18 protein-coding genes and 2 pseudogenes are annotated in these 21,584 nt (G+C 49.3%); 12 read left to right on the forward strand and 8 right to left on the reverse strand.

Annotated elements, in window-relative coordinates; genetic code table 11:
- Positions 1 to 394 precede the first annotated feature (394 nt).
- The 4 genes and pseudogenes from L2097_RS22255 to L2097_RS22270 form a co-directional block, all read left to right on the forward strand.
- Complete coding sequence (locus L2097_RS22255; protein WP_250353686.1) at positions 395 to 1,423, forward strand: phosphotransferase enzyme family protein; 1,029 nt, start codon at positions 395 to 397, stop codon at positions 1,421 to 1,423.
- Positions 1,420 to 2,763, forward strand: coding sequence for an aspartate aminotransferase family protein (locus L2097_RS22260; protein WP_250353687.1), 1,344 nt, complete (start codon positions 1,420 to 1,422; stop codon positions 2,761 to 2,763). Before L2097_RS22255 ends, L2097_RS22260 begins: the two co-directional genes overlap by 4 nt.
- Positions 2,764 to 2,866: 103 nt before the next feature.
- Positions 2,867 to 3,631, forward strand: a complete 765-nt coding sequence (locus L2097_RS22265) for a DeoR/GlpR family DNA-binding transcription regulator (protein WP_250353688.1) — start codon at positions 2,867 to 2,869, stop codon at positions 3,629 to 3,631.
- Between the two features lie 314 nt (positions 3,632 to 3,945).
- Positions 3,946 to 4,080, forward strand: a pseudogene (locus L2097_RS22270) (carboxymuconolactone decarboxylase family protein); the annotation flags it as partial.
- Between the two features lie 120 nt (positions 4,081 to 4,200).
- Here the strand turns inward: L2097_RS22270 and L2097_RS22275 are convergent.
- The gene (locus L2097_RS22275; protein ID WP_085006920.1) at positions 4,201 to 5,100 is read right to left on the reverse strand and encodes a LysR family transcriptional regulator; all 900 of its coding nucleotides are present in this window, start codon (positions 5,098 to 5,100) and stop codon (positions 4,201 to 4,203) included.
- Positions 5,101 to 5,237: 137 nt separating this feature from the next.
- On the opposite strand from L2097_RS22275, the gene L2097_RS22280 reads away from it, so the two are divergent.
- The 4 genes from L2097_RS22280 to L2097_RS22295 all read left to right on the forward strand — a co-directional run bounded on the left by L2097_RS22280 (position 5,238) and on the right by L2097_RS22295 (position 8,308).
- Complete coding sequence (locus L2097_RS22280; RefSeq protein ID WP_250353689.1) at positions 5,238 to 5,861, forward strand: NADPH-dependent F420 reductase; 624 nt, start codon at positions 5,238 to 5,240, stop codon at positions 5,859 to 5,861.
- Positions 5,862 to 5,894: 33 nt separating this feature from the next.
- On the forward strand, positions 5,895 to 6,473 hold the full coding sequence (locus L2097_RS22285; RefSeq protein WP_250353690.1) for an ester cyclase: 579 nt from the start codon (positions 5,895 to 5,897) through the stop codon (positions 6,471 to 6,473).
- 20 nt (positions 6,474 to 6,493) lie between these two features.
- Positions 6,494 to 6,838 (forward strand): YdgH/BhsA/McbA-like domain containing protein, encoded by a 345-nt coding sequence (locus L2097_RS22290; protein ID WP_250353691.1) that lies wholly within the window; start codon positions 6,494 to 6,496, stop codon positions 6,836 to 6,838.
- A 78-nt stretch (positions 6,839 to 6,916) separates the two neighbouring features.
- Positions 6,917 to 8,308 carry an NAD-dependent succinate-semialdehyde dehydrogenase gene (locus tag L2097_RS22295; protein WP_250353692.1) on the forward strand — a complete coding sequence of 464 codons (1,392 nt, stop codon included), beginning with the start codon at positions 6,917 to 6,919 and terminating at the stop codon, positions 8,306 to 8,308.
- Positions 8,309 to 8,406: 98 nt separating this feature from the next.
- Here the strand turns inward: L2097_RS22295 and L2097_RS22300 are convergent, their stop codons facing one another.
- Positions 8,407 to 8,937, reverse strand: coding sequence for a thiolase family protein (locus tag L2097_RS22300; RefSeq protein WP_350029013.1), 531 nt, complete (start codon positions 8,935 to 8,937; stop codon positions 8,407 to 8,409).
- A 131-nt stretch (positions 8,938 to 9,068) separates the two neighbouring features.
- Positions 9,069 to 9,500 (reverse strand): PcoE/SilE family metal-binding protein, encoded by a 432-nt coding sequence (locus L2097_RS22305; protein WP_250353693.1) that lies wholly within the window; start codon positions 9,498 to 9,500, stop codon positions 9,069 to 9,071.
- A 265-nt stretch (positions 9,501 to 9,765) separates the two neighbouring features.
- Here L2097_RS22305 and L2097_RS22310 point away from each other — a divergent pair.
- Positions 9,766 to 10,064: pseudogene (locus tag L2097_RS22310) on the forward strand (peptidoglycan DD-metalloendopeptidase family protein); the annotation flags it as partial.
- 210 nt (positions 10,065 to 10,274) lie between these two features.
- Here the strand turns inward: L2097_RS22310 and silA are convergent.
- The 4 genes from silA to L2097_RS22330 all read right to left on the reverse strand — a co-directional run bounded on the left by silA (position 10,275) and on the right by L2097_RS22330 (position 16,602).
- A complete protein-coding gene (silA, locus tag L2097_RS22315; RefSeq protein WP_250353694.1) occupies positions 10,275 to 13,421 on the reverse strand; it encodes a Cu(+)/Ag(+) efflux RND transporter permease subunit SilA in 3,147 nt (1,048 codons plus the stop codon).
- 10 nt (positions 13,422 to 13,431) lie between these two features.
- A complete protein-coding gene (locus L2097_RS22320; protein WP_142516066.1) occupies positions 13,432 to 14,721 on the reverse strand; it encodes an efflux RND transporter periplasmic adaptor subunit in 1,290 nt (429 codons plus the stop codon).
- A gap of 112 nt (positions 14,722 to 14,833) precedes the next feature.
- Positions 14,834 to 15,187 (reverse strand): cation efflux system protein CusF, encoded by a 354-nt coding sequence (cusF, locus tag L2097_RS22325; RefSeq protein WP_250353695.1) that lies wholly within the window; start codon positions 15,185 to 15,187, stop codon positions 14,834 to 14,836.
- Between the two features lie 29 nt (positions 15,188 to 15,216).
- Positions 15,217 to 16,602, reverse strand: coding sequence for an efflux transporter outer membrane subunit (locus L2097_RS22330; RefSeq protein ID WP_250353696.1), 1,386 nt, complete (start codon positions 16,600 to 16,602; stop codon positions 15,217 to 15,219).
- 189 nt (positions 16,603 to 16,791) lie between these two features.
- Between L2097_RS22330 and silR the strand changes: the two genes are divergently transcribed.
- Positions 16,792 to 17,472 (forward strand): copper/silver response regulator transcription factor SilR, encoded by a 681-nt coding sequence (gene silR, locus L2097_RS22335; protein WP_074779067.1) that lies wholly within the window; start codon positions 16,792 to 16,794, stop codon positions 17,470 to 17,472.
- A complete protein-coding gene (locus L2097_RS22340) occupies positions 17,465 to 18,940 on the forward strand; it encodes a Cu(+)/Ag(+) sensor histidine kinase (RefSeq protein ID WP_250353697.1) in 1,476 nt (491 codons plus the stop codon). The genes silR and L2097_RS22340 overlap by 8 nt, the downstream gene beginning before the upstream one ends.
- A gap of 267 nt (positions 18,941 to 19,207) precedes the next feature.
- Here L2097_RS22340 and L2097_RS22345 read toward each other — a convergent pair whose 3' ends face one another.
- A complete protein-coding gene (locus tag L2097_RS22345) occupies positions 19,208 to 20,104 on the reverse strand; it encodes a LysR family transcriptional regulator (RefSeq protein WP_250353698.1) in 897 nt (298 codons plus the stop codon).
- Between the two features lie 113 nt (positions 20,105 to 20,217).
- On the opposite strand from L2097_RS22345, the gene blaCAR reads away from it, so the two are divergent.
- Positions 20,218 to 21,210 (forward strand): CAR family subclass B3 metallo-beta-lactamase, encoded by a 993-nt coding sequence (gene blaCAR / locus L2097_RS22350; protein WP_502799317.1) that lies wholly within the window; start codon positions 20,218 to 20,220, stop codon positions 21,208 to 21,210.
- Positions 21,211 to 21,584 lie beyond the last annotated feature (374 nt).

Here is a 21,584-nt window from a genome sequence, read left to right on the forward strand (position 1 = left end):
CGATGCTGCCTGGAAACGCGCCTCTATTTTCGACAAAGAATAATCACTAAAATGTTGAATGATCAACATTATTTTGTTGGTTTTTCCACTAAATAAAATGCTTCTTTATGGTGAGCGATTATGGTGCAGGCATAAATCAATTAATTTATTGATATTTATATATATAATTATAATTTCATTGGCATTTACTGGATGCATTTTCTTCTGATAACAGAGTTTGCCCTGTTACGGAGCATTTGGCTGTTATTATTGGGAAATTTAACTTAATTAATTGAAATTAAACAATAAAAAATCATCAAACCATCGGCAGACAAATAAATTCACCTTTCATCTTGCAAAAAAGACAACACCAACATAAAAATGTTGGTACTCGTGTCATTTTTGGAGTTTTGCGATGCTTTATCACGATGGGTACATAGAGAAAATCGGCGGATTGTTACGTGCTGCACTGCCCCAGTGGGGGTTGAGCGAAAGATCGGAACTGTCGTTGCTCACTTTTTCAGAGAACGCCACTTTTCTGGTAACCGAAGCCGAAACCAAACGGCGTTTAGTGCTGCGCGTTCATCGGCCGGATTATTGTCGTCATGCAGAGATTATTTCGGAGCTGGATTGGTTGCTCTCCCTGAAAACCAGCGGCGTTATCAACGTGGCGGCACCGATTCCACAGCTTAATGGAGAGCGGGTAGCACGGCTGGAAGATGAGTCGTCCGTGACTTTTGTGGTTGCATTTGAATTCATTGCCGGCGCTGAGCCGGATAGCGCATCCGATTTGTCCTGCTGGTATCGCAGGCTCGGGCAAACCGCCGCTCATCTGCATCTGCACAGCCTCAGTTGGCAACGCCCGTCTACTTTCACCCGCAAGGTTTGGACGTTTGACACCATCATCGGCAAACAGGCGCTCTGGGGAGACTGGCGTAGCCTAAGTCAGTTTGCACCAGAAGAGATCGCGCTTTTGGAACAAACGGAGACATTGCTCAAAGCTCAGCTCGACGAATATGGTTGCTCCCCGGAGCGCTTTGGGCTGGTGCATTGTGATATGCGGCTGGCGAACCTGCTGGTGGACGGTGAGCAAATGACCGTTATCGACTTTGATGACTGCGGTCTTTGTTGGTTTGGCTGGGATTTCGCAACGGCGGTGAGTTTTATTGAAGACGACCCGTTATTGGGTAATTACCAGGCCGCGTGGCTGGAAGGTTATCACAGCGTACGCCCGCTTAGTCGGCAGGATGAGGCAATGTTACCCGTGTTGGTAATGTTGCGCCGCCTTCAGCTCAGCGCCTGGATAGCCAGCCATGCGGAAACGCCGACGGCGCAGCAACTGGCTGAAAATTACCCCGCAGGAACCGTGGCACTGGCCAGGCAGTATCTGCGTGAACATGCCATAAACGTCGCGCAGGCTGTGCAGCAGGAGAATCTACTATGAAAGAAAAAAAACAAATTCTTGGCCTGAACCGCTTTGAGAAAAATGAGAGTGTTGCCCTGGATGCCGGGCTGGCGAATCAGATAGTTCGCCGTCAAACCACCCAGGGCGCGTCTTCGGTTTTGTTCTATCAGCAGCCGATTGAAATGGTCAGTGCTCAGGGCGTCTGGATGTACGACGCTGCAGGCAACAAATATCTGGATATGTATAACAACGTGCCAAGCGTTGGCCATTGCCATCCGAAGGTGGTTGAAGCCATGTACAGGCAGGCTGGCCTGCTCAACACGAACACCCGCTATTTGTTCCCGGTACTGGAGCGTTATTCAGAAACCCTGCTGGCCACCTTTCCCGCGCCGCTCACCAATGTGGTGTTCACCTGTACGGGCAGCGAAAGCAATGATATTGCTCTGCGTATTGCCAGAATGGCGACGGGCAGGCAGGGAATTATCGTGACCGAGAGCGCCTATCATGGCAATACAACGGCAGTGATGGAGGTTTCGCCATCCGGGCATAAACGGCAACAGTTACCGCCTTATGTCCGCACGGTTCCGGCCCCCGATGCCAGCGCACTGCAGCCAGGCCAGCGGGTGGAAGAGGTATTTGCCGATGCCGTGCAATTGGCGATGGATTCGCTGGCCGCAGAAGGTTTTGGCTGTGCAGCCTTACTGGTGGACACCATTTTTTCAAGCGATGGTGTGTACGCCGATCCCCCCGGATTTCTCGGTCTGGCCGTAGCACGCGTGCGGGCGGGAGGTGGTTTATTCATTGCCGATGAGGTCCAGCCCGGTTTTGGCCGCACGGGTACGCATTACTGGTGCTTCCAGCGCCATGAACTGGTGCCGGATATTGTCACGCTGGGCAAACCGATGGGGAATGGCTTTCCGATGGCTGCGGTTGTCACACGGCCAGCGCTGCTCGAAAGGTTTAGTCAGGAAACGGAATACTTTAATACCTTTGGTGGTAACCCTGTTGCAGCGGCGGTGGGCCTGGCAGTGTTACAGGTTATCCGGGAAGAAGAGTTAATTGCCAACGCCGGACACTGTGGTCACTATCTCAGAGCCGGGTTACGCAGCCTTGCCGGGCAATACCCGGCGATAAGCGATGTACGTGGCGCAGGGCTGTTCAATGCGGTTGAATTCCGCCGGCCGGACAGCAAGGAACCGGATACAGCACTGACGCAGCAGGTGATCAATGAACTGAAAAGCGAAGGCATCCTGATTGGCGCGGCAGGTGCGTATGGCAACAGTTTGAAGATCCGGCCTCCGCTTTGTTTTAGCATCAGTAATGCAGACTTTTTTATCGATAAACTAGCGGCTGTTATGAGCCGGTGCCATCAGCATTAAGCTGTGTGTCCGGGTGCAACAATCAGCGCTTTGCATTTTGTTGCACCGCCCCGCCAGATATACTGGGGCACCGGCGATGTTCTTTCAGGAGAGGTGGTAGTTAATGTCAAAAAGAAAAGCAGTACGTCAGCAGAATATACTCAGAGCAATCAGTGAGTCACCCAGCTTACGTATTGTCGATCTGGCGCGGGCTTATGAGGTTTCCACAGAAACGATTCGACGTGATCTGGATGAACTCACTCAAAAAGGTTTGTTGAACCGCACCTATGGCGGCGCAGTGCGAACAATGAACACTGAACCTACCGTGACAGAACGCCACCGGTTGTTTACCGAAGAGCGTGAACACATTGCCCGGGAAGCAGTGCGTCATCTGGGCGATGGGAAAATATTTATGATTGGATCGGGGGCGACAACAGTGCACGTGGCCAGGCGTATGGCGACCGATCTGCGGGATATCACCGTGATTACCCACTCGTTCGGAGTCGCTACCGTACTGTCGATGAATCCTACAATCAGAGTCATTGTGGCCCCAGGAGATTATGTCGCTTCCGAAGGGGCTATGACAGGCGCGCAAACGCTGAACTTCCTGCACCAGTATTCGGCAGATTATGCCATCCTCGGTGCCAGTGGCGTGACGGCTGACGGTCCAAGCGAAGCGTTGATTGATTGCGGGATTATTTATAACACCATGATTCAACGGTCGAACAAGAGCATAATTGTGGCGGATCACTCAAAATTCGATATGGTATTTCCTTCCAATTACGCTTCCTGGCAGGCTATTGACCGTATTATTACGGACAGTCCACCCGCGGATCGCATACTTAATACCCTAAAAAAAGAAAACGTAGATATTTCCCTGTGTGAGTGAAGTGTTGCTGGCGGCTGAAAGAAGGAAATGCGGCTCAGCTAGCGCTTTGTACCGTATTTTTTGTCACATTTGGTGATCGTCTGTATATCAATGCTTATCCGCAGCCGACGGAACAAAGACCGTATCATCGGCCAAAAAAGACCACTTCAGATATCTCATATCTGGGGGATCCGAATCCGACTTGAACTGGAAAGCACAGTCCATTATTTGGGCATTGAAGTCGATGATGCGTTAGAGATCTCTGAATCGATTGAAGTCTAAGGTTGTCAGGGCTGCAACAGCAGCTCTGTGCCAGGAGCGGACATTCCCCTATCGCCCCGGACATCTCGGGTCAGGCTCTGCAGTACAACGCCACGCTGGCTAAAGGCCTGTTGAATAAACAGGAAGTTGAAGCCATTCATCTTGTGGTGAGTGAAGTATCGGGATGTGATTACTGCCTGGCAGCACATTTGCCATTTGCTTATTTAAGATATGAATGTTTAAAAACCATATTTGTAAGCGATATTACGCCAGAAGCGGACACCTATCTTCAGGTTTAATTAATCTATTGATTTCATGACAACAAAAACCTATGTGGAATACTTCTCCCCCCATACCTCGACAAGATAATCAATAAATACCCGCATCTTAGCAGGTAAAAACCTACGGCTGATGTAGACCACATACAGGTTGAATTTCCCGAAAGTCCACTCAGGAAGAATGCGTACCAGCGTCCCGTTGGCAATATCATCGCCTACAATAAAATCAGGTTGAGCCATGATACCTCCATGTGCTAACGCCAGATGGCGTAATAAATCACCATTCGTTGAATGTACGGTGGGCTGAATTTTTACCGAGGTTTCCATTCCGTTGGCATCATAAAATACCCAGCTATCATTTGAGTTAAGATAAGAGTATCCCAGGGTTTCGTGCTCTGTCAGTTCATCTGGCGTCCGGGGGATGCCCTGCTTAGCAAGGTAGTCTGGCGAGGCACAAACTATCATTTCAACGGGCGCTATTTTGCGAGCAATTAAATTTGGGCTGGGTTCATGCGTGATACGAATGGCCAGATCAAATCCTTCATGAATGAGATCAACAATCCGATCTGAAAGGTCTATATCAAACACCAAATCAGGATGGCGCCGGTGAAATTCAGGTAACACGGGCGCTAACTGATGGATTCCAAATGATAGTGGTGCGCTGATACGGAACGCCCCGGAAAGACGTATGGCATACTGCCCCACCACAGCCTCGGTTTCAGCAATATTAACCAGTATCTGTTTTCCACGTTCATAAAGCGCCTCACCGGGTTCAGTTAATGAGAGACGCCGCGTGGTTCGCTGAATCAAAAGCGCGCCCAAATAATTCTCAAGTGCCGATATTTGGCGTGAAATTGCCGCACCTGAAGTGTCAAGTTTATCCGCTGCCTTTGAAAAACTGCCCTCTTCCACAACCGTCACAAAGACTGACATCGCCTTAACAACGTCCATCCTGCCACCTTATTATTACCAATTGCGTAATAATCATATTCCTCCAGCACCATTTCTCCCAGCATTAAAGATGATTAACGTACGAATTAGCTTTTCACAGCGAAACCATCATTTTCATACTCACAAGGGAAAATTAGATGAAAATAACCGTTGTTGGCACCGGTAACATGGCAACAAGTTTCGTCAAGCAGTTGACTAAGAACGGGCACCTGGTACAGATTGTTGGCCGCAATGCTGAAAAATCTGACGCGCTGGCAAAAAAATATGGTGCGAAAGTCATTTCCCCCCTTCATGGTTCGGAAGCTGACATCATTATTTTGGCCACGGCCTACGCCGAGGCCGTCAGCGCGTTACGTTCGCTCGGCAATCTGAGCGGAAAATTGGTCGTAGATATAACTAACCCTGTTACCGCTGATTACATGGCGCTCACTATCGGCCACAACACCTCTGCCGCAGAAGAGATTTCCCAGGCATTTCCTGGCGTGAAGCTGGTAAAAGCCTTTAATACGATATTCGCCCAGGTGTTAGCGGAAGGACCGAAATTGGCGGGAAGCAACATTCCTGTTTTTATCGCCACTGATGATGAAACAGCAAAAGGGACGGTTTCCCTGTTAGTTAATTCACTGGGCTTCGATGTTATTGACGCGGGCGGTTTAAAAAATGCTCGTTATCTTGAACCACTCGGTGGGCTGAATATCTATCTGGGCTATGGGGCTGGTCTGGGAACATCGATTGCTCCGAGCTGGCTTTTCGTAAAATAACCTCTCTCCGCCATAAAAAAGGAATTCATTTTTATGAATATATCCCGTTATATTCTTAAATCAGCATTGGCACTTTTATTTACGTCTACCAGCGTATTTTCTGCTGACAAACCCTCTAGTGCTAATGATGCTATTCCCCCGATGATGCAAGAGTTGTCTAAATATCAGTCAGCGGAAAAGCAAGTTAATGATAACCTTAAAACATTCGATACCTTAGATTTTGTTGTATACACTCATCAAAAATGGGATCGTCTGCATGAAAGTCACGCTGAAAATATCCTTGTGCATTACCCCGATGGTCATACAACCCGGGGATTATCTGCTCACATTGATGAGTTAAAGAAAACCTTTATATTTGCTCCAAATACCCATATCGATGTTCACCCGGTTCGCTTTGGTTCAAATGAATGGACCGGCGTCATCGGTGTTATGGAAGGTACGTTTACTAAACCAATGCCTGTTGGAGGCAATAAAACTATCGCACCTACAGGTAAGTCATTCAAATTAACTATGGCGACAATTGGGCACTGGACAAAAGACGGCGTTATGGATGAGGAGTTTCTTTTCTGGGATAACGCCTCCTTTATGCAACAAATTGGATTAACGCACTGATTTAAAATCAGAAGTTAACAATGAAAATCTTTATTTTTAGATCGCTATGTTCATTCATCTGCAAACTTGTACTTTTAAACTTATCAATTATTAATGGTGATTATATGAAAACTCGTTCATTAGTCTTATCTCTGCTATTGATAGCCAGTACATCGGTATTCGCTTCAACTGAAATTTCAAAAGCAGACGCACAGAAATATAAAGAAATTGGTCAAGCAACCGTTACGGAAAGAACTGTGACTACCTGTACAAGTGCTCTGGCAAAAAAAGCCGACAAATTGGGGGCTGCTTACTATGTAATTGAAAGCATGGCTCCATCAGGTGGTGGTGATAATATTACCTTTAGCGGTAAATTTTATAATTAAATAAATATCAGGCTTCCCCCTCTCCGAGGGGGAACTTCTCAGCGCTATGCTTTAACCATTTTATTCAGGAGTTATGCTATGGGATATGCCACTATCAATCCGTTCACTGGCGAAGTCATAAAAACATTTCCGGATGCGACAGACTCGCACGTCTCTGACGCTATTTCAAAAGCTCATCATGCGTTTCTTGACTGGAAAAGTACGTCCTTTGCAACCCGCGTACGCATTCTACAAAAAGCAGCCGATCTGTTACGGGCCCAGAAAGATGAATTTGCGCATCTCTTGACACTGGAAATGGGGAAATTAGTGGGCGAAGCCTATGCAGAGATCGAATTGTCTGCACAAATATTTGAATATTATGTTCACAATGCCGAGCGCCTTCTTGAACCAGAAACACTGCCCGTTGCCAATCCTCGAGAAGCATCGGCCATCATTGTTCATGAGCCGCTGGGTGTACTGCTGGCTATCGAACCGTGGAACTTCCCGTATTACCAGATTGCCCGCATCATCGCTCCTCAGCTTTCCGCAGGAAATACTATTCTCCTGAAACACGCGTCTAATGTGCCGCAAAGTGCTGCACGCTTCGAACAACTGATGAAAGAGGCCGGGCTACCGGAGGGGGGATTTACCAATCTGTATGCCACCCGTAAGCACATTGAAATGATTCTGAACGATCCGCGCGTTCAGGGAGTCGCCTTAACCGGTTCAGAAGGCGCAGGCGCGACCGTCGCCCAGCAGGCTGCAAAAGCCCTGAAGAAATCGACGCTGGAACTTGGCGGTGCGGATGCTTTCATCGTTCTGGCCGATGCTGATTTAGAAAAAACAGCGAAATGGGCGGTGTTTGGTCGCCACTGGAACGGTGGGCAGGTTTGCGTTTCCTCCAAGCGTATGATCATCATTGATAATGTTTACGATGAATTTTTGGAACGTTATACACAGGGTGTCGCAGCACTTCGCGCGGGTGACCCGTTCGATAAAGATACGACTCTCGCCCCATTGTCTTCCCAGGAAGCGGCTGATGAGGTAAAACAAAAAATTCAGTTAGCCATTTCTCATGGAGCCGTTGCGCTGGAAGTTGGCCCACGCGTTCCCCAGCAAGGCGCTTTCGTCCAGCCAACGATCCTGACGGAAGTCACGCCGGATAATCCTGCTTATCACATGGAGTTTTTCGGCCCGGTATCGATGATATTCCGCGCCAAAGACGAACATGATGCGGTTAACATCGCTAACGATTCGCCATTCGGTCTGGGGGGATCGGTATTCACTGCTGATACGGCGAAAGGTGCTGAAATAGCGAAACGTATTTCAACAGGTATGGTTTATATCAACCACCCTACCAGGGTAAAAGCGGATCTGCCATTCGGAGGCGTTCGTCGTTCGGGTTATGGACGTGAACTGACGGGATTGGGAATAAAAGAATTTGTGAATCACAAATTAATTTCTGTCGTCGATATTGATGCTGAATTCTAAGTGGCAACGGTTGCTTAAGGCCTGCAGCCCCGGTAGAAAAAAAGCCCGGTACAAAAGCGTACCGGGCCTGTTATCAGCTGTTTCTGCTTAACAGCGTTCTATAATCTTAGCGATCCCCTGACCGCCGCCGTTGACGTTGACTTTTTCCGGGTCCAGAACCAAATCGCACCAGGCACTGCGCACCACAGGCCATCTTTAATCATCGAGGCAACGAGTATGCCGTCGCCCATGCGATAACCCTGACGTGCTTTTTCCAGCAGATAAGGGGCGGCGCTCATGTTTTCCATCCCACCGGTGATGCACACCTGATTATCGCCGGCCACGATGGATTGCGCGTCGAGCGCCACCGCTTTCAGGCCTGAGCCGCATACTGTTCTCGTGGTAAAAGAGGACGTTTCGCTGCCGATCCTGACGGTCTGCCCCACCTGGTGCGCCGGGTTTTGCCTCAAACCACCGCTCTGCATGTTGACCAGCATCACCTCATCGATTTTCAGGCCCTGCGGCAGAGAAGAGTGGCAATCCTTGATGGTCGCTCTCGCCAGTTCAACGGCGGAAGTACCGGCCAGACGGAAGCAGCGAATAATGGCTACAGGTTTATGTGCAGAAAAGAGTCCGGAGACACCGATTATTTATTCATCCGGTACGTCAGGAGATTGCCATGATGGACAGTTACGACGAGTTATTGAAAAAACGCTCCCTTTTGAGGAGCGTAAGCCAGTCAAAGTGACGCCAGGTGGAGGCTGAGAAGTGGAGCTGCGGGTTAATTCTGAGGTATCTTGCTATTATGCTCTTCAGCTTGTTGTTGATGTGCATTTGCCTTGCCATTATTTGTACTCTCATGCACAACAGCCGCTTTTTCATGTTCATTCATCTCAGAGAATGGCTTAGTTGTATCAGTGGTCGCGGCTGGTTTGGTTTTCTTCATTTTCCTATGCATTTCCGCCATGCTCTGATGCGCGGCTGATTTATTATTTTTCATCATTTCATGCGACGCGGCAGCTTGCTCATGTTCGTCCATGTCCATCATTTTCATACTGTCCCCCTGAATGTCGCTTTTCTCAGAGGACGATTGCATCTGATGGGCTGGAGCCTGGGCATTATTTACCTGTTCATGTATGTTAGTTGTTTCAGCGGCCCACGAAGACGAAGCAAAAACCATAACAGCGGCAAGTGATAAAAGAATTTTTTTCATGATTTGATCTCCGGCAAAATAATTAACACATATAATCGATGCGTTAACATGAATAATAAGGACTGTTTGATATATTCAAGAGTTCAAGTGAAACGTTTTCTCACTGTGTTCCTGACTTATGATGAATTATAAAAAGTAAGCTCTGTTTAATGCATGACTGAATGATGACATTTCTGTCACCTGCAATAACGAACTGAATGTGCAAACGATGCCCCTTTTATCAATAAGCATGCCAATAACTCAGGCGCTGAAACTTATTAGATGCAGGCACGAATATAACAACACGATGGGGTACTTTGTTGAAGTAACGCGGGGATTAAAACACGCTATCTGCACCTGAATAAAATACTGATCAAAAACGGCGATCAGGTTTCCCGGGGAACGGCGATGGCGCTGTCCGTCAACAGCGGGCGCTTTTCTGGCCCTCACCTACATTATGAGTTGGTCGTTAATAATACGCCTGTGAATTCGCTGGCGTTCAGAGCCTCAGCCCCAACGGATAATAAACTCGAACAACACGCTTTTGCTCATGCCAGGGCCTGGGAGCAATATCTGGACGAATAACAGGGCCGCTTTGCGGCTCCGTTTGCGAGGTGTAATTTTTTATCACCCTGCTCTCCATTATATTGATGACCTCCATGACCATGGGAAAGAAGAGCGGGATCTCTTTTCCGACAATATGGACATACTGCATAAGAAGTGTATTTCGCGACAAATCCTGATGTTCGGGCGAATGTATGCAGAAGGACACCCGCTCGGGATGTCCTTACCGTCTTATGACACGCTTTTTTTATGTCTGCGCAGCCAGATTAATTTGTAGGCAGCAGGAATAATGAACAGGGAGAGCAACGGAGCCGTGATCATCCCGCCAATCATAGGCGCCGCAATACGGCTCATGACTTCTGAGCCTGCGCCGGTTCCCCAAAGTATGGGCAACAGACCCGCAATAATGACCGCCACGGTCATGGCTTTTGGTCGGACACGCAACACGGCGCCGTGATAGAGAGCTTCATCAAGGCTTTCCGGTGTGAACACCTCTTTGCGGGATAACTCCGGATGCGCTTCTATGGCATGACGCAAGTACATCAGCATGACCACGCCAAACTCTGCCGCCACCCCCGCCAGGGCGATAAATCCGGTTCCGGTCGCTACAGACATATGGAAGCCCTGCCAGTACAGGAACCATATTCCACCCACCAGTGCGAACGGTAGACTCATCAGAATGAGTAAGGCCTCATCAACACGGCGGAACGCCAGGTACAACAGAATGAAAATGATCATCACAGTCATCGGCACCATCAGTTTGAGCTTCTTGTTGGCGTGCTCAAGTAATTCAAACTGCCCGGAGAATGACACACTCGTCCCCGGTCTCAGTTTGACTTTCTGACTGATAGCCAACTTAATGTCGTTTACCACCGACACCATGTCCCTGCCGCGGGCATCAATGTAAATCCAGCTGGCTGGCCGGGCATTTTCCGTTTTCAGCATGGTTGGCCCGGAAACCACTTTAACGTCAGCCACATCACCCAGCGTGATCTGTTGCTTCATCGGCGTCAGGATTGGCATCTGTTTCAACGCATTAGGGCTGTTTCGGTAATCCTGCGGATAACGGATATTGATTGGGTATCGGGCCACGCCTTCAACCGTTTCGCCGACCGTCGCGCCGCCGATGGCTGAGGTGACGAACAACTGGACATCGCCCACCGTCATCCCATACCGGGAGGCCTTTTCACGGTTGATATCTACATCAATATAGCGCCCGCCCTCCAGACGTTCAGCCAGAACAGACACCACGCCTGGCACGGTTTTGGCTGCCGCTTCGATACTCTGTGCTGTCACATCAATATCCGACAGAACGGTCCCTGACACCTTAATGCCTATCGGGCTTTTGATCCCCGTTGAGAGCATATCAATACGGTTACGAATTGGCGGCACCCAGAGATTAGCCAGACCGGGTAAACGGACTGTCTTGTCGAGTTCGTCAATAATTTTGTCAATCGTCATACCGGGTCGCCACTGATCTTCAGGTTTAAGCTGGATCGTGGTTTCCACCATTTCGAGCGGTGCGGAATCTGTTGCTGTCTCTGCTTTACCGGTCTTGCCAAAAACAGAAGCCACTTCCGGAACGGTTTTGATTAATTTATCCGTGGTCTGCAGGAGCGCTGCAGCCTCTGCCGGAGAGACGCCAGGCAATGTCGACGGCATGTAAAGCAGGTCACCTTCATTGATCTTCGGCAGAAACTCGCCGCCAACCTGACTCAATGGCCAGATAACCGTGAAGATGGATAAGGCCGCAACCAGCAGGGTTGTTTTTGGCCAGTGGAGTACCCGCAGCAGCAACGGATGATAGGCTTTAATCAACAGTCGGTTCAGGGGGTTGCTGGTCTCAGCAGGAATTTTCCCCCGGATCCAGAATCCCATCAGGATCGGAATGACGATGATTGCCAGCGCGGCCGCTCCCGCCATGGAATACGTTTTCGTGAACGCCAGCGGGCCAAACAGCCGCCCTTCCTGCCCCTCCAGGGTAAAGATTGGAATGAAGGATAAGGTGATGATCAGCAGACTGATGAACAGCGCGGGGCCAACTTCTACAGAGGCGTTGGTAATGACTTTCCAGCGGCTGGCGTTGTCAATCTGCTCACCCGGATGCTGATGGTCCCACTCTTCCAGCCGTTTATGCGCATTTTCAATCATGACAATCGCGGCATCCACCATCGCCCCTACAGCAATGGCTATCCCTCCCAGCGACATAATATTGGCGTTCAGGCCCTGGAAGTGCATGACAATAAAAGCGATACAAAGACCAAGTGGCAGAGAAATAATCGCCACCAGCGCAGAACGCACATGCCAGAGGAACAACGCACAGACGATGGCAACCACAATAAATTCTTCAAGAAGCTTATGACTCAGATTATCAATGGCGCGATCGATTAACTGGCTGCGATCATAGGTTGTCACCACCTCTACACCTTCAGGCAGGCTGGCCTTTAGCGTCTCCAGTTTATCTTTTACGGCCGTGATAACCTCTCGCGCATTTTTGCCCGATCTCAGGATCACAACCCCACCGGCAACTTCACCCTGGCCGTTAAACTCTGCAATACCACGTCGCATTTCCGGCCCCGTCTGCACGCGGGCAACATCACGCAGATAAACGGGTACGCCGTTTTCTCCGGTTTTCAGGACGATATTATTGAAATCTTCAATGCTCTGGAGATAACCACTGGCGCGAACCATATACTCGGCTTCCGCGATTTCTACGGATGAGCCACCGGCTTCCTGGTTGGAAGATTCAAGCGCCTGTTTCACCTCAGGCAGACTGATACCATACTGGGCCAGTTTTACCGGATTCACCTGGATCTGATACTGCTTCACCACGCCGCCAACCGACGCAACTTCTGCGACGTTCGGAATGGTTTTCAGTTCAAATTTCAGGAACCAGTCCTGTAGCGAGCGCAGTTCCGACAGGTCGTGTTTCCCGCTGTGATCGACCAGGGCATATTCAAATATCCAGCCCACACCAGTGGCATCAGGGCCAATTTCAGAGCTCACGCCGGCAGGCAGTTTCCCCTGTACCTGATTAAGGTATTCCAGCACACGCGAGCGGGCCCAGTAGAGATCGGTTCCGTCTTCAAAAATGACATACACATAGGAATCACCAAACTGGGAAAAACCGCGCACGGTCTTCGCGCCCGGTACCGACAGCATGGTGGTGGTGAGCGGATACGTGACCTGGTTTTCAACAATCTGCGGGGCCTGGCCCGGATAGCTGGTTTTAATAATCACCTGCACATCAGACAGATCGGGCAACGCATCCACAGGGGTATTGATAATAGTCCAGGTTCCCCAGATGCTCAGAAACAGGGCTCCCATCATCACCAGGAAACGATTGGCGACTGACCGCCGGATAATCCATTCAATCATCGTCGTCTCCTCAATGACCGGAATGTGCGTTTGCAGGCTGGGCAGTCATATCCGGCATCGTTTCAGGATGGCGCATACGCTCCAGTGCTCCGGTAATATTGGCTTCGGAGTCAATCAGGAACAGACCACTGACTACCACGGTATCCCCTTCATTCAGCCCAGCACCGATACCAGACTGTTGCTGTGATTCATGCAGAACCTGGATCATTTTTGGCACAAACCGGCCTTCATCATTGACCGTAATCACGCGCTGTTCTTTACCGGTATCAATCACGGCCTGGCTCGGTATCAGCAGCATTTCCTGGCTCTGGGTATTCAGTTTCAGCCAGGCATTCATACCCGGCTTAAGAAGCTCGTCTTTGTTAGTGACCTGCAGACGTACCTGCAGCGTACGGGTTGTCTGATCCACGCTGGGCAGAATGTTCCATTTCTCGACCTGGAACGTTTTATCCGGATAAGCCGGTACCGAAATTTCAAACTGTGACGTGTCTTTTAGCAGGTATGCGATGGATTCAGGGACTGCCGCGCTTATCCAGACCGGATCCATCCCCTGTATCTGCGCCACCACTTTATCTTTCGAAATATTCATTCCGCTACGCAGGTCAAACGCGGTAATGACGCCATCTATAGGCGCCTTAATGGTAAAGCGGGTCTGGATACTCCGGGTTGAACGCAGCCTCTGAATATCCTCTTCCGGCATACCCGCCAGACGAAGCCGTTCCAGTACCCCTTTAATTTGCGTGGACGTCCCTCCGGTACCCGATAACAGAAGATACTCACTTTGTGCCTCCACCCATTCCGGAATGGTGATATCGATAAGCGGGGTACCTTTTTTCACATGATCGCCAATCGTCAGCGGATACACTTTTTCAACGAAGCCGTCAGAACGTGCCTGTACAATGACAAATTGATATTCGTTATAACTCACGTTGGCCGGGATCATCTGGGAATAATTCAGCGTTCCGCGTGTAACTTTTTGCGTTTTTAATCCAAGGTTCTGGACCTGCGTCGGATCAATACGAATACCGTCACTGTTTTTCTCACCGTTTTCATCAGCATATTTTGGAATCAGATCCATATCCATAAAGGGTGATTTACCGGGTTTATCAAATTTGGTATCTGGTTTCATAGGGTCATACCAGAAAAGCACCTTTCGTTCCGGGGGCGTCTTTTCTGTTTTTTCGGTTTTCACTATTTTTTCAGATGCGTTTACATAATGATAAGCAGTAACCGATATCAGCCCTCCTGCGATGAGGCTGCTGATAATCATTGCAGCATATTTTATCTTTAAAGAAGCCATACAATTTCCCGCTAAAAAATCAAAACCCCTGGCATATGCACCTGATGATTAATCCATTGAGAAGCATTTATGAATATTCAGACACACAGGATGTATTTGTTCCAGACTGTCATCAGGACTGCGTATCTTTAATGCTTTTGAGCAAAGAGATATTTCCTTGCTGAATAAAAGAAAAATCAACATGGCTGCCAGTTTTCAGGGTAGTAATACTTTCATCAGCATTAATAAAAGTGAAACGCATGGTCATTGCAGGCCAGCCGATCGCAGGGATAGCCTCATGAGAAATGGTGATTTTTTTACTATTAAGATCAATGTCTTTTACAATCCCCGTCCCTTTGATAATTTGCTGTGACGAGGCATCACCCGCCATATTCATTTCACCGTGCTGATGTTCCTCAGCCTGGAGGCCAGCGGAGAAGATCACGGAAAGAGCACCAAATAGAATCGCTTTAAGTGAATTACGCATTTTTAAATCTCCTGATTGATTAAATAAATTTACTCTACCCAACCACCACCCAAAGCGGTGAACAGATTAATTTCATTGACCTGTCGGGAATAAATAAGATCGAGAATGGCTTGCTGTGTTGCGAACAGTGAGCGTTCCGCATCAAGCACTTCAATATAACTAACGGCACCGCTGGAATATAATCCTCTGGCCCGCTGAAGGGTTATCTGTAGCGAGTCAAGATAACGCTGTTGAGAGGCAAGTTGCCGACTGATGCTATCTCGCAGCGCGAGCGTGTCGGCAACCTCCTTAAATGCTGACTGAATTTTTTGTTCGTAATTAACAACCGACTGTTGCTGGCGAATTTCAGCCAGTTTCAGATTGGCTTTGTTCCTGCCGCCATTAAATATGGGGATTTCAATTTTAGGAATAAAATTCCACATTCCACCAGCAGACGTGAAGAGGCTGGACAACTCCGTACTGCTTGCTGAAAGACCGCTGGTCAGGGTAATGGACGGAAAAAAGGCCGCACGCGCAGCGCCAATATTGGCGTCAGCCGCTTTCAGTTGATATTCCGCCGCCATAATATCAGGGCGCTGAAGCAGAATTTGTGATGAAAGATTGGGCGGCAGATTTACTGGCTTGATATCGTTGTCATTCATCCCTTTTTCTGACGGCAGCGCACGATACGTTCCCAGAACAAGCTGCAACGCATTATTTGCCTGCGCCAGATCGCCTTCTCTTTTTGCAATCTCTGCGCGGGTGCTTTCAATTTGTCCCCGTGCCTGTTCAAGCGCCAGAACATTCGTACTCCCGGTGACCAGTTGTTGCTCGACGAAAGCCAGGGACTGTTGATAATTTTTCAGCGTTTCCCGCGCGATACGGAGTTGCTCATAAGCCAGTTGCTGGCTGAAATAGCTTTGTGAAACGTTAGAAACGAGCAGGATATGTACGGCAAGACGGGCTTCTTCGCTGGCAAAATAGTTCTGTCTGTCCGATTCGCTCATATTCCTGAGTTTGCCGAAAAAATCGAGCTCATAGCTGAGATCCCCTCCAGCTTCGTACTGTCGGGTTGTCGGCTTGTCACCTTTAAGACCACCACTGTAAGTGATATCTGACGATGCATTCAGTTGGGGATAACGATCCGCATTCGTCACGTTGAACTGAGCCCGGGCCTCTTCAACCTTCAGGGCGGCCATTCTTACATCACGGTTATTATCCAGTGCCTCAGTGATCAAGCGGGTCACCTGGGGATCGACAAAAAAGTTACGCCATCCGGTGTCCTGATAGCCATTGACCGCTGGCGTCATGCTGTTGCGGGAAAGGGAAAACTGCTGTGGTACCGGTGCTGCCGGGCGCTGATACTCCGGTGCCAGTGAAACGCACCCTGCCAGAATGAATATCGTGCTGATACTGAGTCGTTTTAATTTGAACATGTCGTTTCTCATCCAGGCAGCCCTGATAAAGGGTTCGAATGTTATCCGTAAAAAAGATAAGGCCACTTTAACGAAGGCACTCTGTTTGGCCGGTGACAAGATAATGACAATGTTGTCATTTTTACTTTAAGTCGTTGATAACGGACTTACGCTCACTAGAATGGCTGGGGAAGACCTATAGGGGGGAAGATGAAAATACTGATCGTTGAAGATGAAATCAAAACAGGTGAGTATCTCAGCAAGGGGCTTACTGAGGCCGGGTTCGTGGTTGATCACGCCGACAACGGTCTGACCGGATATCATCTCGCCATGACGGCAGAATATGATTTGCTGATTCTGGATATCATGCTCCCCGATGTGAATGGCTGGGATATTATCCGTATGCTTCGTACAGCGGGTAAGGGTATGCCGGTCTTATTGCTCTCTGCCCTCGGAACGATCGAACATCGGGTCAAGGGGCTTGAACTGGGTGCAGATGATTATCTGGTTAAACCCTTTGCCTTTGCCGAACTTCTCGCTCGTGTCAGAACCCTCCTGCGTCGTGGCAATACCGTCATATCGGAAAGCCAGTTCAAGGTTGCCGATCTGACGCTGGATCTGGTATCGAGAAAGGTTAACAGGGCAGGAAACCGTATTCTGTTGACCAGTAAGGAGTTCAGTTTACTGGAGTTTTTCATTCGTCATCAGGGAGAAGTGTTGCCCCGCTCCCTGATAGCCTCCCAGGTCTGGGACATGAATTTTGATAGCGACACTAACGCGATTGACGTCGCCGTAAAGCGGCTGCGGGCTAAAATAGACAATGATTACGAGCCGAAACTGATCCAGACAGTCCGCGGCGTGGGTTATATGCTGGAGATCCCGGATGCGTAACACGCCCGCCAGACGCCCGTTCTCCCTTGCCCTGAGGCTGACTTTTTTTATCAGCCTGTCCACGATAATGGCGTTTATCGCGTTTACCTGGTTTATGTTGCATTCCGTTGAAAATCATTTTGCCGAGCAGGATGTCAGCGATCTGCAACAAATTAGCACCACGATGCAGCGTTTATTGCAATCCCCGGCGGATAGCGATGAGAAAAAGATAAGTAAAATCAAGGAATCGATAGCCAGTTACCGCAACGTTGCCGTTCTGCTTCTTAATTCCCAGGGAGAGGTCTTGTTCAGTTCGGCACAAGGCGCAGCATTACGCCCGGCCGTGAATAGGGCAGACTTTAACGAGCACAGCCGCGCGCGGGATGTGTTTCTCTGGACGGTGGAGACGCCTGTCCGATCGATGCCCTCCACCCCTGATATGACAATGGAAACGTACAGGATAATCGCCTCATCAGGGGTAACGGCATTTCAGGGGAAAAACCAGAACTACGTCATGCTGATCGGACTCTCCATTAATTTTCATCTTCACTATCTTGATGCGCTTAAAAAGAATCTGGTTGCCATTGCCGCTGTCATCAGCCTGCTCATTATTCTTATTATTCGCATTGCCGTTCGTCAGGGGCATCTCCCCCTGCGCAACGTCAGCAATGCCATTAAAAATATCACCTCGGAGAATCTTGATGCCCGGCTTGAACCGTCACGGGTTCCCATTGAGCTGGAACAACTGGTCATCTCCTTCAATCATATGATTGAAAAAATTGAGGATGTTTTTACCCGCCAGGCCAATTTCTCTGCAGATATCGCGCACGAAATCAGAACCCCTATCACCAATCTGGTGACGCAAACGGAAATTGCGCTGAGTCAGGACCGCACGCAGAAAGAGCTCGAGGATGTCCTGTACTCCAGCCTTGAAGAGTACAACCGGATGACAAAGATGGTCAGCGATATGCTTTTCCTTGCCCAGGCTGACAATAATCAGTTGATCTCTGACCGGGTAATCTTTGATTTGAGTTCGGAGGTCATTAAAGTCTTTGATTTCTTCGAAGCCTGGGCGGAAGAGCGCAACATCATGCTGAAACTCAACGGCATACCCTGTCTGATAGAAGGGGATCCACAGATGTTCAGAAGAGCAATCAATAACCTGTTATCCAATGCCTTGCGCTATACACCAGAGGGACACGCGGTGACCGTCTCGATTAGAGAACAGGAAAACTATTTTGACCTCATCGTTGAAAATCCAGGAAAACCTATCCCTGAAGAACATTTATCAAGGCTGTTTGACCGCTTTTATCGGGTGGATCCCTCCAGACAACGAAAAGGCGAAGGCAGTGGTATAGGCCTTGCCATTGTGAAATCAATCGTGGCCGCACATCACGGAAAAGTTCATGTGGAATCCGATGCTCATTCGACACGCTTCATATTATCCGTACCCGGAGTGAGGAGTGTAAACCCGGCAAGTCAGCACTGATTTTCAGGAATAAAAATGTCATTAGGTTGTCAGGGGGTAAACAGAGACCATTCGATATAATCACCTATTAGTAAGGCTGAATGACTTCATCGATACAGGTCACTAACAGTAACACCATGAGATGAATATACCGCCTGCCGTGCGAAAAATAAGCTCCGGACAGTATTTATTCAGCAATGGAGTGTGGCCAAAATAATGATATACGCGCTGCATTTAAGCCAGCCTCGCAAGATCGTGGGCCAGCTGACTGTGATTACAAAAATCGCCCTAAGAACGGATGATATCGGTTAACAGGAAATCAAGCAGCGACCGGGTGGTTGCGGGTAAATACTTACGCGAGGCATATGCGGCATATACATCCAGTTGAGGTAACTGGTAGTCAGGAAACAAGGCTACCAGTGCTCCGGATTGAATATCCGCTGAACATGTGAAAGCTGGTAAATGTACGATCCCTTTTCCGCTCAGCGCTGCAGAGAGCAATACCATGGAATCATTAGCCGCGATGCTGCCTGAAACCTCTACTTCGATAACAGGCATGTCCGGCTCTTCCGATGAAGGACAGAAGCGCCACGTGTTTCCAAAACGGGTGTGATTCAGGCAGTTGTGCTGGCGCAAGTCATCAGGATGTTCCGGCACTCCGCAACGGTCGAGATACGCCGGAGCCGCGCAAACGACAGACGGGCAGCGAGTCAGTAAACGTGAAATCATACCCTGTGCCGGTTCACTCCCCACAATGATTGCCAGATCGACAGATCCCTCATTCAGGTTTACCGCGTGATCTCCCAGCACCATTTCAACTGACGTTTTGGGAAACCGCTCAGCATAGCGCGCGATCGCTCCCGCCAGATAAGACTGCCCGAACGATATACTGCTGGCCACGCGAATGAGCCCCTGAGGTTCCGTGTGTCTGCCCGCTGTGGCTAACTCAATATCTTCATTCAACGCGATGATTTGTCGGCAAAAAGAAAGAATATTGCAACCGTCACTGGTCGGGCCGAGGCAGCGGCTGGTTCTGTGTAACAACCGTACCCGAAGCTCGCTTTCGAGCGAAGCAATGTAGCGGGTCGCCATAGCACGGGAAATCTCCATCCTGTTTGCAGCAGCAGTCAGACTCCCCAGTTCGACCACATTAATGAAGACTTTCATGGCGGTCAGTCGGTCCATTTCTTCACCCTGATGTCCGTTTTATGCAACGTTTCATTGCTTTTTTAGCCGTATATTCGTTCGAATGAAGCAACTATAGTACAAAGCCTGGTCAACCCACAACGGAATGCAACATGCTGAATACCCGCTCTCTTTTACTTGCCTTAATCCTGCTGATGGCCGGAGGGACTGCGAACGCGCAGATATCCCAAACCGCCGCAGCAGAGGTAACGCCTATGGCAGGCTGTGGTCCGTCATCAACCATTAATGCTTTGTTCACAGAGTTTGGACGAACCGGAAAAATGCCAGAGGAGTTAGGTAAATGGCTGAATAACAGTGAAATCCAGTCAATTCCTCCCTTTAAGGTTTTTGATAATGTTTACTATGTCGGCATATGCTGGGTATCGGCGTGGCTGCTGAAAACAAATGATGGCCTGGTATTAATCGATACGTTGTATGAGCCATACACCGACAGGCTGCTTGAGAATATCAAAAAACTCGGTTTTGACCCTGCTGATATCAAACTGATTCTGGTGACGCACGGCCATTTTGACCACGCCGGAGGCATATCCCGCCTCAAGGCACTGACCAAAGCAAAGATCGCCATGACCCGTGAAGGCTGGATCGAAGCACGTCAGGATGCCCAAAAATCGCAGGGTAAGCCAGGTGCATGGACGATGCCGCCTGCCGCCGACCTTGAGATCAAGGATGGCGAAATACTGACCGTAGGCGATACACGCATTCAGGCGTTTGCAACGCCCGGACACACCTGGGGCACGGCATCCTATGTGTATGATGTTAAGGATGGTAAACAAACCTATAAAGCCATTACCGTGGGTGGTCTTGGCTTAAACGCAATAGACGGACCAAAGCAGGTTGAGGCTTACATCAGCAGTATTGATCGCATCAAAAAAATGGTGAACGATCCGCGCCATCCGATCAGGGTACATCTCACTGCACACCCTTTCAGCAACGGCATGATTGAAACGGTTGCCCGCCTTAAAGAGCGTCAGCCTGGCCAGCCTCATCCCATGGACGATGCCGCAGGGATTATCAAACAACTCGACCAGCTCCGTCTCGGTGCCAGCGAGCGCCTGAAAGTTGAGCAGGCCAAAACAGCGAAGTAAATCTGAACATAGACACGCATGGTGTAATGCAGTTTGCCACGTTCAGATAAGTTCCGGCCCTTACCACCTGTACGGGCCGGATTTCTAACTGACCTTTGGTGTCCGCATTCGGAGGTCATCCTTCCTTACATCTACGATCCCTCATTCGGGCCGCGGTTTTGCCTGTAGCCCCGGTAAGCGCAAGCGCCACCGGGGAATGTCCCGGATGCGGTGCTTGCCGCACCTTATCCGGACTACGATCCCTCATTCGGGCCGCGGTTTTGCCTGTAGCCCCGGTAAGCGCATGCGCCACCGGGGAATGTCCCGGATGCGGTGCTTGCCGCACCTTATCCGGGCTACGATCCCTCATTCGGGCCGCGGTTTTGCCTGTAGCC

Source organism: Citrobacter sp. MNAZ 1397, from assembly GCF_023613995.1.
In the GTDB taxonomy this organism is placed as follows: domain Bacteria; phylum Pseudomonadota; class Gammaproteobacteria; order Enterobacterales; family Enterobacteriaceae; genus Phytobacter; species Phytobacter ursingii.

What these genes read in the sequence shown, in the direction of transcription:
- L2097_RS22340 (WP_250353697.1), top strand. Translation starts at nt 17,465, where the DNA reads ATGCGTAACACGCCCGCCAGACGCCCGTTCTCCCTTGCCCTGAGGCTG.
- L2097_RS22295 (WP_250353692.1), top strand. Translation starts at nt 6,917, where the DNA reads ATGGGATATGCCACTATCAATCCGTTCACTGGCGAAGTCATAAAAACA.
- L2097_RS22320 (WP_142516066.1), bottom strand. Translation starts at nt 14,721, where the DNA reads ATGGCTTCTTTAAAGATAAAATATGCTGCAATGATTATCAGCAGCCTC.
- L2097_RS22305 (WP_250353693.1), bottom strand. Translation starts at nt 9,500, where the DNA reads ATGAAAAAAATTCTTTTATCACTTGCCGCTGTTATGGTTTTTGCTTCG.
- L2097_RS22275 (WP_085006920.1), bottom strand. Translation starts at nt 5,100, where the DNA reads ATGGACGTTGTTAAGGCGATGTCAGTCTTTGTGACGGTTGTGGAAGAG.
- blaCAR (WP_502799317.1), top strand. Translation starts at nt 20,218, where the DNA reads ATGCTGAATACCCGCTCTCTTTTACTTGCCTTAATCCTGCTGATGGCC.
- L2097_RS22345 (WP_250353698.1), bottom strand. Translation starts at nt 20,104, where the DNA reads ATGGACCGACTGACCGCCATGAAAGTCTTCATTAATGTGGTCGAACTG.
- silA (WP_250353694.1), bottom strand. Translation starts at nt 13,421, where the DNA reads ATGATTGAATGGATTATCCGGCGGTCAGTCGCCAATCGTTTCCTGGTG.
- L2097_RS22285 (WP_250353690.1), top strand. Translation starts at nt 5,895, where the DNA reads ATGAATATATCCCGTTATATTCTTAAATCAGCATTGGCACTTTTATTT.
- silR (WP_074779067.1), top strand. Translation starts at nt 16,792, where the DNA reads ATGAAAATACTGATCGTTGAAGATGAAATCAAAACAGGTGAGTATCTC.
- L2097_RS22255 (WP_250353686.1), top strand. Translation starts at nt 395, where the DNA reads ATGCTTTATCACGATGGGTACATAGAGAAAATCGGCGGATTGTTACGT.
- L2097_RS22260 (WP_250353687.1), top strand. Translation starts at nt 1,420, where the DNA reads ATGAAAGAAAAAAAACAAATTCTTGGCCTGAACCGCTTTGAGAAAAAT.
- L2097_RS22265 (WP_250353688.1), top strand. Translation starts at nt 2,867, where the DNA reads ATGTCAAAAAGAAAAGCAGTACGTCAGCAGAATATACTCAGAGCAATC.
- cusF (WP_250353695.1), bottom strand. Translation starts at nt 15,187, where the DNA reads ATGCGTAATTCACTTAAAGCGATTCTATTTGGTGCTCTTTCCGTGATC.
- L2097_RS22330 (WP_250353696.1), bottom strand. Translation starts at nt 16,602, where the DNA reads ATGTTCAAATTAAAACGACTCAGTATCAGCACGATATTCATTCTGGCA.
- L2097_RS22280 (WP_250353689.1), top strand. Translation starts at nt 5,238, where the DNA reads ATGAAAATAACCGTTGTTGGCACCGGTAACATGGCAACAAGTTTCGTC.
- L2097_RS22290 (WP_250353691.1), top strand. Translation starts at nt 6,494, where the DNA reads ATGAAAATCTTTATTTTTAGATCGCTATGTTCATTCATCTGCAAACTT.